This window comes from Massilia eurypsychrophila (assembly GCF_002760655.1).
Classification (GTDB): Bacteria; Pseudomonadota; Gammaproteobacteria; order Burkholderiales; family Burkholderiaceae_D; genus JAFCUW01.
This window is the reverse complement of the sequence record NZ_PDOC01000002.1, coordinates 313435-329201: the sequence shown is the minus strand read 5'-3', so window position 1 is coordinate 329201 and position 15767 is coordinate 313435. Positions and strand designations below refer to the sequence as shown.

The following is a 15767-nucleotide window of genomic DNA, read 5'->3' as shown; positions in this document are numbered from 1 at the left end:
GTCGTCCCTTGCAGCGCAGACCGGCTGCTCTTACCCTGAAGGCACTCTATGTTCCGTGGCACTAAGATCGTTGCAACCATCGGCCCGGCATCGTCCGAACCCGATATGCTGGTACGCATGATTCGCGCAGGGGTCGATGTCGTGCGCCTGAACTTCTCGCACGGCACCGCGGCCGACCACATCGCGCGCGCCAACGCGGTGCGCGCCGCCGCCGCCGAGTGCGGCCGCGAAGTGGCGATCATGGCCGACATGCAGGGGCCGAAGATCCGGGTCGGCAAGTTCGAAGAGGGCAAGATCATGCTCGAGCAAGGCGACAAGTTCATTCTTGACGCCAAGTGGGGCGAGAACGGCGAGAAGGGCAACCAGGAACGCGTGGGCCTGGACTACAAGGCACTGCCGCGCGACGTCAAGCCGGGCGACAAGCTTTTGCTCAACGACGGCCTGATCGTGCTGGTGGTCGACAAGGTCGTCGGCCACGAAATCTGCACCACCGTCAAGGTCGGCGGCGAGCTGTCGAACAACAAGGGCATCAACCGCCAGGGCGGCGGCCTGACCGCGCCGGCGCTGACTGCCAAGGACATGGAAGACATCAAGACGGCGATGAGCTTCCAGGCCGACTACCTGGCCATCTCGTTCCCGAAAAGCGCGACCGACATGGAAATGGCGCGCCAGCTGGCCAACATCGCCGGCGAGCAGTACCACCACAAGCCGATGATGATCGCCAAGATCGAGCGCGCCGAAGCCATTCCGGTGCTGCAGGAAATCCTCGACGCCTCCGACGGCATCATGGTCGCGCGCGGCGACCTGGCCGTCGAAGTGGGCAATGCCGCCGTGCCGGCGCTGCAGAAGCGGATGATCAAGATGGCGCGCGCGTCGAACAAGCTGGCCATCACCGCGACCCAGATGATGGAGTCGATGATCTTCAACGCCGTGCCGACCCGCGCCGAGGTGTCGGACGTGGCCAACGCGGTGCTCGACGGCACCGACGCGGTGATGACGTCGGCCGAGACGGCGTCGGGCAAGTACCCGATCGAGACGGTCGAGATGATGGCGGCGATCTGCGTCGAAGCCGAGCTGTCCGAGTACAACACGCTCGACGCCGATTTCCTCAACGTCAAATTTACCCGCATCGACCAGTCGATCGCCTACGGCACGCTGTTTACCGCGCACCACCTGGGCGTGAAGGCGATCGCCGCGCTGACCGAGTCCGGCTCGACCGCGCTGTGGATGAGCCGGCACCGGGTCGACACGCCGATCTTCGCGCTCACGCCGATCGTCAGCACCCAGCGCAAGGTCTCGCTGTACCGCAACGTGCACGCCTACCACCTGACGCAGCAAGGCGACAGCAGCGCGGTGCTGAGGCAGGCCGAGGATTTGATGGTCGCCAAAGGAATCGTCAAGAAAGGTGACATGATCGTTTGCACCTGGGGCGAGCCGATGGGACAGGTCGGCGGCACCAACGCACTGAAAATCGTGCGCGTCGGCGAGTTCGACTAACGGAACAACCCGCCTGGCGCTGCGCACAGGCCCCGATTTCTACTATTGTTTGGAGTATTACCATGGCACTCGTATCCCTGCGTCAACTTCTCGACCATGCCGCCGAAAACGGTTATGGCCTGCCGGCGTTTAACGTCAACAACCTCGAACAGGTGCAGGCCATCATGGCCGCCGCCGACGCCACCGGCAGCCCGGTGATCATGCAGGCCTCGGCCGGCGCGCGCAAGTATGCCGGCGAAGCGTTCCTGCGCCACCTGATCGACGCCGCCGTCGAAGCGTATCCGCACATCCCGGTCGTCATGCACCAGGATCACGGCCAGTCGCCGGCGGTGTGCATGACCGCGATCCGTTCCGGCTTCACCTCGGTGATGATGGACGGCTCGCTCGAGGCCGACGGCAAGAGCGTTGCCAGCTACGAATACAACTGCGAAGTGTCGCGCGAAGTGGTCAAGTTCTCGCACGCGATCGGCGTATCGGTCGAAGCCGAACTGGGCGTGCTCGGTTCGCTCGAGACGATGATGGGCGACAAGGAAGACGGCCACGGCGCCGACGGCGCCATGACGCGCGAGCAGCTGCTCACCGACGCCTCGCAAGCGGCCGACTTCGTCGCCCGCACGCAATGCGACGCGCTGGCCATTGCCATCGGCACCTCGCACGGCGCCTACAAGTTCTCGCGCAAGCCGACCGGCGACATCCTGGCCATCGACCGCATCAAGGAAATCCACGCGCGCATTCCGAACACCCACCTGGTCATGCACGGCTCGTCGTCGGTGCCGCAGGAATTGCTGGCGATCATCCGCGAATTCGGCGGCGACATGAAGGAGACCTACGGCGTGCCGGTCGAAGAGATCCAGGAAGGCATCCGCCACGGCGTTCGCAAGATCAACATCGACACCGACATCCGCCTGGCGATGACGGCGGCGGTGCGCAAGTACATGTTCGAGAACCCGTCCAAGTTCGACGCCCGCGACTGGCTCAAGCCGGCACGCGAAGCGGCCACCCTGATCTGCAAATCGCGCTTCGTCTCGTTCGGCTGCGAAGGACAGGCTGCCAAGATCCGCCCGATCCCGCTCGAGAAAATGGCCGAGCGCTATGCCAAGGGCGAACTGTCGCAGATCGTCAAGTAACGTTGTTGGAGTAAAATTCGTTTCGAACAGGCCGCGTTGCGCGGCCTGACTTCTTCCGCCGGCCTTCGCGCCGGCCCAGCTTCTCCGGTATCCCATCCTATGAACAGCCTCTATCAATCCACCATCGCCTCGCTGCCGCTGCTCGGCCGCGGCAAGGTCCGCGACAACTACGCCGTCGGCGACGACAAGATCCTCATCGTCACCACCGACCGCCTGTCGGCGTTCGACGTCGTCATGAACGAACCGATCCCCGGCAAGGGCCTGGTGCTGAACCAGATGACCGATTTCTGGTTCGACAAACTCGAAGGCATCGTGCCGAACCACCTGACCGGCATCGATCCGGAAAGCGTGGTCGCGCCGGAAGAAGCCGAGCAGGTGCGCGGACGCGCCGTCGTCGCCAAGCGGCTCGAGCCGATCATGGTCGAGGCGGTGGTGCGCGGCTACCTCATCGGTTCCGGCTGGAAGGATTACCAGGCCACGGGCGCCGTGTGCGGCATCACCTTGCCGGCCGGACTGGTGCAGGCCGACAAGCTGCCCGAGCCGATCTTCACGCCGGCGGCCAAGGCCGACCTGGGCGAGCACGACGAGAACATCAGCTTCGACGACATGGAGCGCCGCATCGGCAGCGAACTGGCCGCCACGATCCGCGACATCAGCATCGAGCTGTACGGCGCCGCCGCCGACTACGCCGCCACGCGCGGCATCATCATCGCCGACACCAAGTTCGAATTCGGTCTCGATGAGCACGGCGTGCTGCACCTGATGGACGAAGTGCTGACGGCCGATTCGTCGCGCTTCTGGCCGGCCGACTCGTACCAGCCGGGCAGTTCGCCGCCGTCGTTCGACAAGCAGTTCGTGCGCGACTACCTCGAAACGCTGACCGAGTGGAACAAGAGCGCGCCGGCGCCGAACCTGCCGATGGATGTCATCTCGCGCACCCAGGCCAAGTACTTCGAGGCGATCGAACGCCTCACCGGCGAAAAGCTGAAGGCCTGACATGGAGCAAACCAGCAAGGTGCTCGTCGGGGTCGTGATGGGGTCCTCGTCCGACTGGGAAGTGATGCAGCACGCCGTCGCGATGCTCGAGCAGTTCGGCATCGCCCATGAAGCGCAGGTCATTTCGGCGCACCGCATGCCCGACGAGATGTTCGCCTATGCCAGCAGCGCGCGCGCGCGCGGCCTGCGCGCGATCATCGCCGGCGCCGGCGGCGCCGCCCACCTGCCGGGCATGCTGGCGGCCAAGACCATCGTGCCGGTGCTCGGCGTGCCGGTGCCGTCGCGCTACTTGCGCGGCGAAGACTCGCTGCTGTCGATCGTGCAAATGCCCAAAGGCGTGCCGGTGGCCACCTTCGCCATCGGTGAAGCCGGCGCCGCCAACGCGGCACTGACCGCGGTGGCGATGCTGGCCGCGACCGACGACGCACTGGCCGCCAAGCTCGAAGAGTTTCGCCGCACCCAGACCGCCGCCGCCAAGTCGATGACTCTGCCGCCGGTATGAAGGCGGCGAAGTCACGTCGTCCTCGCTGTCGCGAGGAGTCGGTCCTGCCAATGGCAGGGACGACGAGTTAGCAATATTTTTTGGAACCAGTGGTATGAAACAGAATTCACCTTTCCTGCCGCAAGCGTCGCCGTCGACCTGGCTCGGCGTCATGGGCGGCGGCCAGCTCGGCCGCATGTTCGCCCACGCCGCCCAGGCCATGGGCTACAAGGTTGCCGTGCTCGAGCCTGCCACCGACTGTCCCGCCGGCCAGGTGGCCGAGCGCCTGATCACGGCCGGCTACAGCGACGCGGCGGCGCTGGCCGAACTGTCGGCGCTGTGCGCGGCGGTCACCACCGAATTTGAGAACGTGCCGGCCGACAGCATGGCGCTGCTGGCGCAGCACAGCTTCGTGGCGCCGTCCGCCGACTGCGTCTCGATCGCCCAGGATCGCATCGCCGAGAAGCGCTTCTTCGTCGACTGCGCCGCCGCGTCCGGCGTGCTGCCGGCGCCGCACCAGGTCATCGCGTCGCTGCAAGACATCGCCGCCATTCCGGACGCGCTGCTGCCCGGCATCCTCAAGACCGTGCGCATGGGCTACGACGGCAAGGGCCAGGTGCGCGTCGACAGCCGCGCCGACGTCGAGGCCGCATTTGCCGCGATGAAGGGCGTGACCTGCCTGCTGGAAAAAATGCTGCCGCTCGCCTACGAAGTGTCGGTGCTGACCGCGCGTGGCGACGATGGCGCCTCGGTGGTCTACCCGATCGCCGAAAACGTCCATCGCGACGGCATCCTGTTTACCACCACCGTACCGGGCCCGAACGTCGACCCCGCCTGCGCGCAGCGCGCGCAGGACGCCGCCCGCGCCATCGTCGCCAGGCTCGGCTATGTCGGCGTGCTGTGCATCGAGTTTTTCGTGCTCGACGACGGCAGCCTGGTGGTCAACGAAATGGCGCCGCGCCCGCACAACAGCGGCCACTACACGATCGACGCCTGCGTCACCAGCCAGTTCGCCCAGCAGGTGCGGGCGATGGCGCGCCTGCCGCTGGGCGACTGCCGCCAGCATTCGCCGGCCGTCATGCTCAACATCCTCGGCGACCTGTGGTTCGACGGCGGTACGCTGCGCGAACCGGCCTGGGACCAGCTGCTGGCGCTGCCTGGCGCCTTTCTGCACCTGTACGGCAAGGAAGAAGCGCGCGCGGGCCGCAAGATGGGCCACGCGACGTTTGTCGCGCCGACCTTGGCCGAAGCGCAACAGCAGCTGCGCGCCGCCTGCGCCATCCTGGGCATCGCCCTGTAATGAGCGTGCCTGTCGACCCGGCGCAGATCGCCGCCGCCGCGCGCGCGCTTGAAAGCGGTTCGCTGGTGGCGTTCCCGACCGAGACCGTGTACGGCCTCGGCGCCGACGCCGAGAACCCGGCCGCGGTGGCGGCGATCTACGCCGCCAAGGGCCGCCCGCAGGACCATCCCGTCATCGTCCACCTGGCGCCCGGCGCCGACCTCGATTACTGGGCGGCCGACATCCCCGACGAAGCGCGCCAGCTGGCCGCCGCCTTCTGGCCGGGCCCGCTGACGATGATCCTCAAGCGCGCCGCCCACATTCCGCCGGCCGTCTCCGGCGGCCAGGATACGGTCGGGCTGCGCTGCCCGGCGCATCCGGTGGCGATTGCGCTGCTGCAGCAGTTCAAGGGCGGGCGCGGCGGCATCGCGGCGCCGTCGGCCAACAAGTTCGGCAACGTCAGCCCGACCACCGCGCAGCACGTGCGCGACGAATTCGGCGCCGCCGGGCCGCTCGCTGCCGTGCTCGACGGCGGCGCCAGCCAGGTCGGCATCGAGTCGACCATCGTCGACCTGTCGCGGCTGGCCAGCCACGGCCCGGTGCTGCTGCGCCCCGGCCAGGTCAGCGCGGAAGCGATCGCCGCCGTGATCGACCGGCTGCCGGCCGCGCCCGACGTTGCCGCGCCGCGCGCTTCCGGCACGCTCGAATCGCATTACGCGCCGCACACGCCGGTGGCGATGCAAGACACCGCCACCTTGCAACGCACCTTGCACCAGTTGCAGCGCAGTGGCCGCAAGGTCGCGCTGATCCACTATTCCGATTTGCCGGCCGTCCATGCGCAGGCCAGGCTGCCCGACAGTCCCGATGGCTTTGCGTACGCGCTGTACGCGTCGCTACGGGCGATGGACGCCACCGGCGCCGAGCTGATCCTGGTGGAAGCGCCACCGGTCGGCGGCGCCTGGCTCGGCGTCAACGACCGCCTGCGCCGCGCCGCGCACGGCTCGAGCGGCATCGTCCACGGCCTGCTGAACCACGACCTCGTTTAATAACCCGCAGTCTTTGCCGCGCCGCTTTTCAAGCGGCGCGGCGTGCTGCGTCGTTGTCGCATTGATCTAACAAATAACAATGTTTTCAACACAAGAGAAACGGGCTCTGGCATATTATCAGCAGGCGAATAGCACGTTCGTGCGATAAGACCTGTCAAAAAAAAATTAGGAGACACAATGCGTCATTCCCATCTCGCGCTCGCGCTACTGACGGCGGCAGCGCTGGCAGCTTGCGGCGGTAACGAAAGTACCGGCGGCGACCAGAGCCTCAAGAACAAGTTCAGCGGCCAGGTGTCGTTCGGCGACAGCCTGTCCGACGTCGGCACCTACAATGTCGGCGCCATCAAGGCCGCCGGCGGCGGCCGCTTCACGATCAACGGCGACAACGTCGCGATCAACCCGACCTTGACCGGCCTCGGCTGGACCGAACTGATTGCGCGCCAGATCGGCGCGCCGGCCCCTTGCCCGGCGGTCACGGGCCTCGAAGGCGACATTGCCGGCTTCTCGGTGCCGGTGGTGGCCAACGCCGGCTGCTTCAGCTACGCCCAGGGCGGCTCGCGCGTGACCAATCCGGTCGGTCCGCACCACAAGTCGATCGAGCCGCATTTCGGCGCGCTGACCTATCCGGTAACGCGCCAGATCACCAACCACCTGGCCGTCAGCGGCGGCAAGTTCAAGGGCGACGAGCTGGTGCTCGTCATGGCCGGCGGCAATGACGTGCTCGGCCTGCTCGACACGCTGACCGCCGACGCCACCGCCGCCGGCGCCGCTGCCGGCGCCGCCGCGGGCAACACCGCCTTCGTCACCAGCCTGACGATGCAACTGGCCGCCGGCGCCACCAACCCGGCCACCGCCGCGCCGCAGATCGGCCTGGCCATGCAGACCGAAGCGGCGCGTCCCGGCAGCACCAGCAGCACCTTGATCGGCGCCGGCGTCACCGCCGCCGCGCAGTTGGGCAATGTCGCCGCGATCAATCCGGCGGTGCACCTGCCGATGGTGGCCAAGGCCCAGGCCGACGCGCTGGTGGCCGGCAACGCCGCCGGCGCCAAGGCCGGCGCCGAGTTCGCCGCCGCCAACGGACCGAAGCAGGTGGCAGCGATGGCCGTTGCCGGCACCGAACTGGCGGCTTTGACCAAGACCCAGGTGGTCGGCAAGGGCGCCAACTACGTGGTCGTCGCCAACTTGCCGGATGTGTCGCTGACGCCGTCGTCGCTGTCGCAGTCGGCCAGCAACCAGGCGCTGGTGAAGGCGATGGTCAATGCCTTCAACGACGCGCTGCGCACCGGCGTGGCCGGCGAAGCGAAGATCCTGTATGTCGATGTCTACGCCGTCGGCCAGGACCAGGTCAAGAACCCCGGACCCTACGGCCTGACCAACGTCACCACCGCTGCCTGCGGCGCCAACGCGGTGACCGGCACGTCGGCACTGACGTGCACCGGCAAGACCCTGATCGCCGGCGACATCAGCCACTACCTGTATGCCGACGGCGTGCACCCGACGCCGTTCGGCCACATGCTGCTGGCGCGCTACGTGTCGGCGCAGATGATCATCAAAGGCTGGCTGTAAGCCACGCCGCGTGCCCGCCCCGGTCGGGGCGGGCCTCCAACCTACAATAAGAATCGGGAGTTCAAATGAACGCAAGTTTGAAAAACGCGGTAACACTTCTGGCCGCGGCCTGCGCCCTGGCCGTCGCTGGTGGCGCCTCGGCGCAAAGCGCTGGCCAGTTCACCGCCAAGATTGGCGCCGGCAAGATCACGCCAAAAGTCGACAGCGGCGACGTCTCCGCGCCGGCGCTGCCGGGCAGCAAGGTCGACGTCGGCGCCGATACGCAGCCGTTGTTCATCTTCGCCTACGGCCTGACCGACAATATCTCGGCCGAGCTGGCGCTCGGTGTGCCGTACAAGCACAAGCTGTACGGCGCCGGCGCCATCGCCGGCACCGGCCAGATCGGCACGGTCGAGGCATTGCCGCCGAGCGCGTTCATCCAGTACCGCATGTTCCGCCCGGAGGCGATGCTGCGCCCGTTCGTCGGCGTTGGCGTGACGTACGCGTACTTCCAAAAGGAAACCGGTTCGGGGCAGCTGACCGCGTTGCTCAACACGGGCGGACCGGCAACCACGTTCGAGATCAAGTCGAAAGTGGCGCCATCGCTGCAGGCAGGGCTGGCGTTCAACATCAATCCGAAATGGTTTGTCGACGTGTGCGTGGTAAAAACATTCCTGGAAATCGATACCAAGTTTTCGACCGGGCAGACGCAGCAGATCAAGCTCGATCCGCTGGCCGTCGTGGTGGCGGTCGGCTACAAGTTCTGAGCGGACTGAAGCGGACCACGCAACCCGCTGCGGCGGGTTTTTTTCCGCCTGCTTATGCCCGCTCAGTCCGGCGGAACTGCCGCCGGCAAGCGCGGTCTAACAGAAAATTTCAACCAGAGACAACTTGGCGATGCGGCTGGCGGACTTCATTCGGGCAAACATTGAGCCCATCTTGCAGAAGTGGGACGAGTTCGCCGAAACGGTCATCCGCTCGGCGCGCGGGATGGGAAAGGCGGCGATCCGCGATCATGCCCGCGAGATGCTGCTGACCATTGCTGCCGAGCTCGATCGTGCGAACCGCGGCCAGCCGCTGGTCGCGCGCAGTGAGGAAGACGCCGCCGAGGCGCACGGCATCGGCCGCTGGACGGCCGGCTTCGACATCAACGAGACGGTCTCCGAGTACCGCGCCCTGCGCGCCAGCGTGATCGCCTTCTGGACCAAGGCCGACACCACCATCCAGCCGACCGATTTCGACGACCTGCTCAGGTTCAACGAGGCCATCGACGAATCGCTGAGCGCATCGCTGGCCGGCTACACGGCCGAGAAAGAAAAGCACGAGCGATTGTTCCAGACGGTGATGACGGCCTCGCCCGATCATGTCTTCGTGCTCGGTACCGACGGCCGCTTCATGTATGCGAACCAGGCGCTGTGCAAGCTCTACCGGATCGCGCCGGACGACATTGTCGGCAAGACCTTCGTCGACCTTGGCCAGCCGCATGCGCTCGAGCTGCAGCAGCAGCTGGTGCACGTCATTGCCAGCAGGCAGAGCTGCCGCGGCGAGCTTTCGTACGCGTGCGGCAGCGACTGCGTGCAGCAATACGAATACATTCTTGCCCCGGCGATCGACAACGGCGGCAAGATCGTCGCCATCGCCGGCACGGCGCGCAACATCACCGAGCGCAAGGCGGCGGAAGAAAAGAGCTGGCGATGGGCCAATTTCGACGTGCTGACCGGCTTGCCGAACCGGCGCCTGTTTTGCGACCGGCTCGAGCAGGACCTGCGCCATGCGGAGCGCACCGGCATTCCGGTGGCGCTGATGTTTGTCGACCTCGACCGCTTCAAGTCAGTCAACGATCAGCTCGGTCACGTTGCCGGCGACAGGCTGCTGGAGCAGGCGGCGCAGCGCATCGCGTCGTGCGTGCGGCGCACCGACACGGTGGCGCGCCTCAGCGGCGATGAATTTACCGTCATCCTCACCGAGGTCAACGACGTGACGCACGTCGAAATCCTGGCGCAGGAAATTGTCGATGAGCTTGCCAGGCCGTTTCAGCTGTTCGACGACGTGCGGTCCATCTCGTGCAGCATCGGCATTACGCTGTTTCCCAACGATGCGGTCACGCCGGACGAGCTGCTGCGCAATGCCGACAAGGCGATGTATGCGTCGAAGGCGGACGGACGCAACCGCTATCGTTTCTACCAGCGCGCCGTCAGCCAGGCCGGTGCATAGAACAGCCAGGCGCCGATTGGGAGCACGCCACGTCGGCCAGCCGATGGTCGCGCAGCCGCACCATATCCCCGCTCGGCGAGCTGCCGAAATGGCGCGCATATTCGCGGCTGAACTGCGACGCGCTCAGGTAGCCGACTTGTTGCCCGGCGCTGCTGGCGGTCATGCCGTTTGACAGCATCAGCCGCCGGGCTTGCTGCAGACGCAATGTCTTTTGAAACTGCAGTGGACTCATCGACGTCAGATTCTTGAAATGCTGGTGCAGCGACGAGGCGCTCATGTGCGCCATGTCGGCCAGGTCGTCGATCCGCATCGGCTCATCGAAATGGTTGCGCAGCCACGCGACGACCCTGGTCACGCGATGCGATTCGGCATGCCCCAGTTGCGCCAGGCGCGCGCCGAAAGGGCCGCGCAGCAGGCGGATCAGCATCTCGTCGACGATCAGCGGCGCCAGCAATTGCGCATCGTCCGGCTGGTGCGCCAAGGCCACCAGGCGCGCCGCCGCATCGAGGATCGCCTCGGTGGCATCGGCGACGCAGATTGCGCGCCTGGCCGGCAGCAGCGGCACGCCGTCCGGGTACACCTGCACGATCAACTCGGCCAGGCGGGCCAGGTCGAAATCGAGCCGCAGCGACAGGTATGGCGCTGCCATTGTCGCCTGGCGAATCATTGCCGCAATTGGCAGGTCCAGCGAAAAAATCAGCATGCGGGCAGGATCGTAATCGTAGGACTCGTCGCCCAGCATGACCGTTTTTGCGCCCTGGGCCACGATGCACAGGGCAGGGCGATGCAGTCCGTGCACCAGCTCGGCGCTGGTCGTCGACGTGCGCACCGCGTGCGCGCCGCCGACCCCCACCGCAAAACTGCCGTCGTGGGGCGCCGCCCGCAGCAGCAGGCCGGCAAGCCGCTGCAGGCCTGCGTTGATCGTCGTATCGGCTTTCATTGACGCAGCATACACGGGCGGGCCGCTGCCGATCAATCGACGTGGTCGGTCGAGGCCGACAGCGCCGCATCGGCCAGCATCGTGGCGCGCCGCGCGTCGACGGTGGCGGTCGCCATGGCCAGCGCGTCGCTGCCGGCCAGCAGCTGGCGCGGCGGCGCCGGCAGCGATGCGAGCTGGACGATTGCGCGTCCAAGCTTGACCGGATCGCCCAGCTGCTTGCCGTGGTAAGCGCCGTAGGCGTCTTCCACTTTGCCGTGAGCGGCATACGCGTCGATCGACGCGGCGCCATAGCGAACCGACGAGGCGTCGAGAAAATCGGTGCGGAAAAAGCCCGGCTCGACGACGCTGACCTGGATGCCGAATTTGTCGAGCTCTAGCGACAGCGAGGCCGACAGTCCTTCGATCGCATATTTGGACGCGCAGTAGACCGAGGCGCCGTCGAATCCGGTGACGCCCGCGATCGAGGAAATGTTGATGATGTGGCCCGCGCGCTGCGCCCGCATGGTCGGCAGCACGGCGCGCATGACATGCATGACGCCATACACATTGACGGCAAACTGCTGCTCGATCTGTGCTGGCGCCAGCTCTTCGAAATTGCCGAGCAAGCCGTAGGCGGCGTTGTTGACGAGGACATCGATCCGGCCGAAGCGCTCGAGCGCACGCTTGACCGCGTCGACGGCGCTGCCGGCATCGGCCACGTCGAGATGGACCAGGGCGATACGTTCGGCATCGGCGTTGCCGAAGGTATTGCGCAGCTGCGCCATGTCGCGGCCGGTGGCGACCACGCGCTCGCCGGCATCGATCGCCGCTTGTGCGACGCGGGCGCCGATGCCTCGGGCGGCACCGGTAATAAACCAGACTTTACTCATTGTCATCTCCATCAAGTTGTTCGAAGGTGTGAACAGGTGGAGAGCATGGTAAAAGTGCGCCGTCGCTGCGGCTTGCCTGAAACTCCAGGCTTCTGGCTTATTGCTGCACGCCTGCAGGCGCCTGCCATGCGGGCATCAGCAAAACGCCTGGATGCCGGTCTGCGCGCGCCCGAGGATCAGCGCATGGATGTCGTGCGTGCCTTCGTAGGTGTTGACCACCTCGAGGTTGACCATGTGGCGGATCACGCCGAATTCGTCGGAGATGCCGTTGCCGCCCAACATGTCGCGCGCGACGCGGGCAATGTCGAGCGACTTGCCGCACGAGTTGCGCTTCATCATCGATGTGATCTCGACGGCGGCGGTGCCGGCGTCCTTCATGCGGCCCAGCTGCAGGCAGCCCTGCAGGCCGAGCGTGATTTCGGTCTGCATGTCGGCCAGCTTTTTCTGCACCAGCTGGTTGGCCGCCAGCGGCCGGCCGAACTGGTGGCGGTCCATCGTATACTGGCGCGCAATGTGCCAGCAGTCTTCCGCCGCGCCGAGCGCGCCCCAGGCAATGCCGTAACGGGCCGAATTGAGGCAGGTGAAAGGACCCTTCAGGCCGCGCACGTCGGGAAAGGCGTTTTCTTCCGGGCAGAACACGTTGTCCATCACGATCTCGCCGGTGACGGAGGCGCGCAGGCCGAACTTGCCGTGGATTGCCGGCGCCGACAGGCCGGCCATGCCTTTTTCCAGCACGAAGCCGCGGATCGCGCCTTCGTCGTCCTTGGCCCACACGACAAACACGTCGGCCACCGGCGAATTGGTGATCCACATCTTGGCGCCGGTCAGCGCGTAGCCGCCGTCGACTTTCTTGGCGCGGGTGATCATCGAGCCGGGATCGGAGCCGTGGTTCGGTTCGGTCAGGCCGAAGCAGCCGATCCATTCGCCGGAGGCCAGCTTGGGCAGGTATTTCTGGCGCTGCGCTTCGGTGCCGAATTCGAAGATCGGCACCATCACCAGCGAGGACTGCACGCTCATCATCGAGCGGTAGCCGGAGTCGACCCGCTCGACTTCGCGCGCGATCAGGCCGTAGCTGACGTAGTTGAGGCCGGAGCCGCCGTATTCGGTCGGGATCGTCGGCCCCAGCAGGCCCAGTTCGCCCATCTCGCGGAAGATCGAGGTGTCCATCCGTTCGTGGCGAAACGCCTCGAGCACGCGCGGGCGCAGCTTGTCCTGGCTGTACGCGTGGGCGGCGTCGCGTACCATCCGCTCGTCGTCGCTGAGCTGGTTGTTCAGCAACAGCGGGTCATCCCAATGGAACTGGGCTTTGGGGATTGCTTCTGGTCGGTTCATGGGAGTCCTGGTCTGGATGGCCGGCCGGCTAGCACTCTTGCGTGCTGCCGAAACGGCCGTGGTGGAAAATCAGCGCCGGCTGCGGATGCACGGCGCACTCTTCGACTTCGCCGACGAAGATGACATGGTCGCCTTCCGGGTAGCGGCTGCGGTTGTGGCACTCGAACCACGCGGCGACCCCTTTCAGGATCGGCTGGCCGGTGCGCGAGAGCTCGTAGTCGGTATCTGCGAACGGGTTGGCGCTGCGCCGCGAAAAGCGCTCGGCCAGCTCGGCCTGGCCGGCGGCGAGCACGTTGATGACGTAGTGCGAGTTGCCGCTGAAAACCGGCATGCTGTTGGCGCCTTCGCCCAGGCTCCACAACACCAGCGGCGGCTTGAGCGACACTGAATTGAAGGAACTGGCGGTCAGGCCGCGGAAGCTGCCGTCGGCCAGCCGCGTCGTGATGACGGTGACGCCAGTCGCAAATTGCGACAGCGCCAGGCGGAACTGGACCGGATCGACTTCGCGCGAGCCATCGCGGGGGGAGCTTGTGTTCATTGGTGCCCTGTGTATTTAAGCCATTATGCCAAATTTGCCGGCCGAGATGTTATTCGCGCAAGCGCAGGCTGCGCGGCTGCGCGCTTTGCGTTACAGTTAACCTTGTGAAACAGCTTATACCTGGGGTGTGAGATGACGAACCAAGCGGAAGTGGCAATTCTCGGCGGCGGGTGTTTCTGGTGCCTGGAGGCGGTGTATCTCGAGGTGCGCGGCGTCACCGGCGTCGAATCGGGCTACATGGGCGGGCACCAGGCCGATCCGACCTACGAGCAGGTCTGCGCCGGCAGCACCGGCCACGCCGAAGTGGTGCGGCTCGAATTCGACCCGGCGCAGATCAGCTACCGCGACATCCTCGAAGTGTTCTTTACCATCCACGATCCGACCACCTTGAACCGCCAGGGCAACGACGTCGGCACCCAGTACCGCTCGGCCATTTTCTTTACGTCGCCGCAGCAGGAGGCGGTGGCACGCCAGGTGGTGGCCGCAATGGCCAACGTCTGGGACGCGCCGATCGTCACTGAAGTCACGCCGGCGACGACCTGGTACAAGGCCGAAGCGTATCACCAGGATTACTTTCGCCAGCATCCGCTGCAGGGTTACTGCGCCTTCGTGGTGGCGCCCAAAGTGAGCAAATTCAGGAAGACGTTTGCAAATCGGCTGAAGTGAGCCGGCCCGCCGGCGCGGCGTACATGTAGCGGCGCGACCACGGAATTGTCGCCGGATCCAGACCGGCCTTGCCGCACACGACCTGGTACACGCTGATCCAGTCGTGCTCGAACGCATAGGTGCAGCCGGCCAGGTAGACGTGCCAGATGCGGAAGCGCTTCGGATCGGTCAGCTGGCGGATGCGCTCGGCGTTGGCCTCGAAATTTTCGGTCCAGATGGCGCAGGTGCGCGCGTAGTGGCGGCGCAGGTTTTCGACGTCGCGCACCTCCAGCCCGCCTTCCTGCATGCAACGGATCACCGTGCCCAGGTGCGCCAGCTCGCCGTGCGGGAACACGTAGCGGTGGATGAAGCGGCCGCCGCCGTAGGGCGTGCCGCGGTGCTGCACGTCGGTGCTGGTCAGGCCGTGGTTCATCGCCACGCCGTTTGGCGCCAGCAACTCGTTGATGCGCCTGAAATACGCCGGCAGCTGGGCCACGCCGACATGCTCGAACATGCCGACGCTGGTGATGCGGTCGAAGTGGCCGGCCACGTCGCGGTAATCCTGCAGGCGGATTTCCACCAGGTGCGACAGGCCGGCGCGCTCGACCCGCTCGCGCGCCAGCAGCGCCTGGTTTTCGGACAGCGTGACGCCGACGCAGCGGGCGCCGAAGCGCTCGGCGGCGCGGATGACGAGCGCGCCCCAGCCGCAGCCGATGTCGAGCAGCGTCTGGCCGGGCCGCAGGTCGATCTTGGCGAGGATGTGGTCGATTTTTTTACGCTGCGCCGTGGCCAGGTCTTCGGCGCCGGTTTCGAAGTAGGCGCACGAATACACCATCGACGGATCGAGCCAGGCGCGGTAGAAGTCGTTCGACACGTCGTAGTGGTACTGGATGGCCTCGGCATCCTGCTTGCGCGTGTGGCGGCTGCCGAGCAGCCTGATGATGCGGGCGGCAAGGCCGCGCTGGCGGTGCATGCCGGCGCGCGCCAGCGCGTTGACCACGGCAATCATGTCGTTGGCGCGCCCGCTCACTTCGATCGCCCCCTCGACGTAGGCGCTGCCAAGGTTATACAGCGACGGCGACAGCAGGTAGCGCAGCGCCGACGGCGACGGTACCCGGATCGTCACGCGCGGCACTTCCTGCGAAAAGTCGAGCTGCTGGCCATTCCACAGTACGATGCGCAAGGGCAGCGCGAGCTGGCTGCGCATGGCTTCGTTCCAGTGGCTCAGTCGAATCTGGTTGAACATGCTTCACCTCCC

15 protein-coding genes are annotated in these 15767 nt (G+C 66.0%); 10 read left to right on the top strand and 5 right to left on the bottom strand.

Annotation, left to right across the window (positions count from 1 at the left end; genetic code table 11):
• Positions 1-48: 48 nt before the first annotated feature.
• The 9 genes from pyk (at position 49) to CR105_RS04335 (ending at position 10185) form a co-directional block, all read left to right on the top strand.
• Positions 49-1497 (top strand): pyruvate kinase, encoded by a 1449-nt coding sequence (pyk, locus tag CR105_RS04375; RefSeq protein WP_099787212.1) that lies wholly within the window; start codon positions 49-51, stop codon positions 1495-1497.
• 62 nt (positions 1498-1559) lie between these two features.
• Entirely contained in the window at positions 1560-2624 is a 1065-nt protein-coding gene (fba, locus tag CR105_RS04370; RefSeq protein ID WP_099787211.1) for a class II fructose-bisphosphate aldolase, read from the top strand.
• Between the two features lie 99 nt (positions 2625-2723).
• The gene (locus CR105_RS04365; protein ID WP_099787210.1) at positions 2724-3620 is read left to right on the top strand and encodes a phosphoribosylaminoimidazolesuccinocarboxamide synthase; all 897 of its coding nucleotides are present in this window, start codon (positions 2724-2726) and stop codon (positions 3618-3620) included.
• A 1-nt stretch (position 3621) separates the two neighbouring features.
• On the top strand, positions 3622-4122 hold the full coding sequence (gene purE / locus CR105_RS04360) for a 5-(carboxyamino)imidazole ribonucleotide mutase (RefSeq protein WP_099787209.1): 501 nt from the start codon (positions 3622-3624) through the stop codon (positions 4120-4122).
• Positions 4123-4216: 94 nt separating this feature from the next.
• Entirely contained in the window at positions 4217-5401 is a 1185-nt protein-coding gene (locus tag CR105_RS04355; protein ID WP_099787208.1) for a 5-(carboxyamino)imidazole ribonucleotide synthase, read from the top strand.
• The gene (locus CR105_RS04350) at positions 5401-6426 is read left to right on the top strand and encodes an L-threonylcarbamoyladenylate synthase (RefSeq protein ID WP_099787207.1); all 1026 of its coding nucleotides are present in this window, start codon (positions 5401-5403) and stop codon (positions 6424-6426) included. The genes CR105_RS04355 and CR105_RS04350 overlap by 1 nt, the downstream gene beginning before the upstream one ends.
• Positions 6427-6603: 177 nt before the next feature.
• Complete coding sequence (locus CR105_RS04345) at positions 6604-7992, top strand: SGNH/GDSL hydrolase family protein (protein WP_099787206.1); 1389 nt, start codon at positions 6604-6606, stop codon at positions 7990-7992.
• A gap of 65 nt (positions 7993-8057) precedes the next feature.
• On the top strand, positions 8058-8738 hold the full coding sequence (locus CR105_RS04340; protein ID WP_180288083.1) for an OmpW/AlkL family protein: 681 nt from the start codon (positions 8058-8060) through the stop codon (positions 8736-8738).
• Positions 8739-8910: 172 nt separating this feature from the next.
• On the top strand, positions 8911-10185 hold the full coding sequence (locus tag CR105_RS04335) for a diguanylate cyclase domain-containing protein (RefSeq protein WP_180288082.1): 1275 nt from the start codon (positions 8911-8913) through the stop codon (positions 10183-10185).
• Here CR105_RS04335 and CR105_RS04330 read toward each other — a convergent pair.
• From CR105_RS04330 to CR105_RS04315, 4 genes are all read right to left on the bottom strand, one after another.
• Positions 10166-11125 (bottom strand): AraC family transcriptional regulator, encoded by a 960-nt coding sequence (locus CR105_RS04330; protein WP_099787445.1) that lies wholly within the window; start codon positions 11123-11125, stop codon positions 10166-10168. The two genes, CR105_RS04335 and CR105_RS04330, sit on opposite strands and share 20 nt — an antisense overlap.
• A 32-nt stretch (positions 11126-11157) precedes the next feature.
• Positions 11158-11994, bottom strand: coding sequence for an SDR family NAD(P)-dependent oxidoreductase (locus tag CR105_RS04325; protein WP_099787204.1), 837 nt, complete (start codon positions 11992-11994; stop codon positions 11158-11160).
• Between the two features lie 135 nt (positions 11995-12129).
• Entirely contained in the window at positions 12130-13326 is a 1197-nt protein-coding gene (locus tag CR105_RS04320) for an acyl-CoA dehydrogenase (RefSeq protein WP_099787203.1), read from the bottom strand.
• Positions 13327-13354: 28 nt separating this feature from the next.
• Positions 13355-13864, bottom strand: a complete 510-nt coding sequence (locus CR105_RS04315) for a flavin reductase family protein (protein ID WP_099787202.1) — start codon at positions 13862-13864, stop codon at positions 13355-13357.
• A 132-nt stretch (positions 13865-13996) separates the two neighbouring features.
• Here CR105_RS04315 and msrA point away from each other — a divergent pair, with 132 nt between their 5' ends.
• Positions 13997-14530, top strand: a complete 534-nt coding sequence (gene msrA, locus CR105_RS04310) for a peptide-methionine (S)-S-oxide reductase MsrA (RefSeq protein WP_099787201.1) — start codon at positions 13997-13999, stop codon at positions 14528-14530.
• Here the strand turns inward: msrA and CR105_RS04305 are convergent.
• Entirely contained in the window at positions 14499-15755 is a 1257-nt protein-coding gene (locus CR105_RS04305; protein WP_099787200.1) for a class I SAM-dependent methyltransferase, read from the bottom strand. The genes msrA and CR105_RS04305 overlap by 32 nt on opposite strands.
• Positions 15756-15767 lie beyond the last annotated feature (12 nt).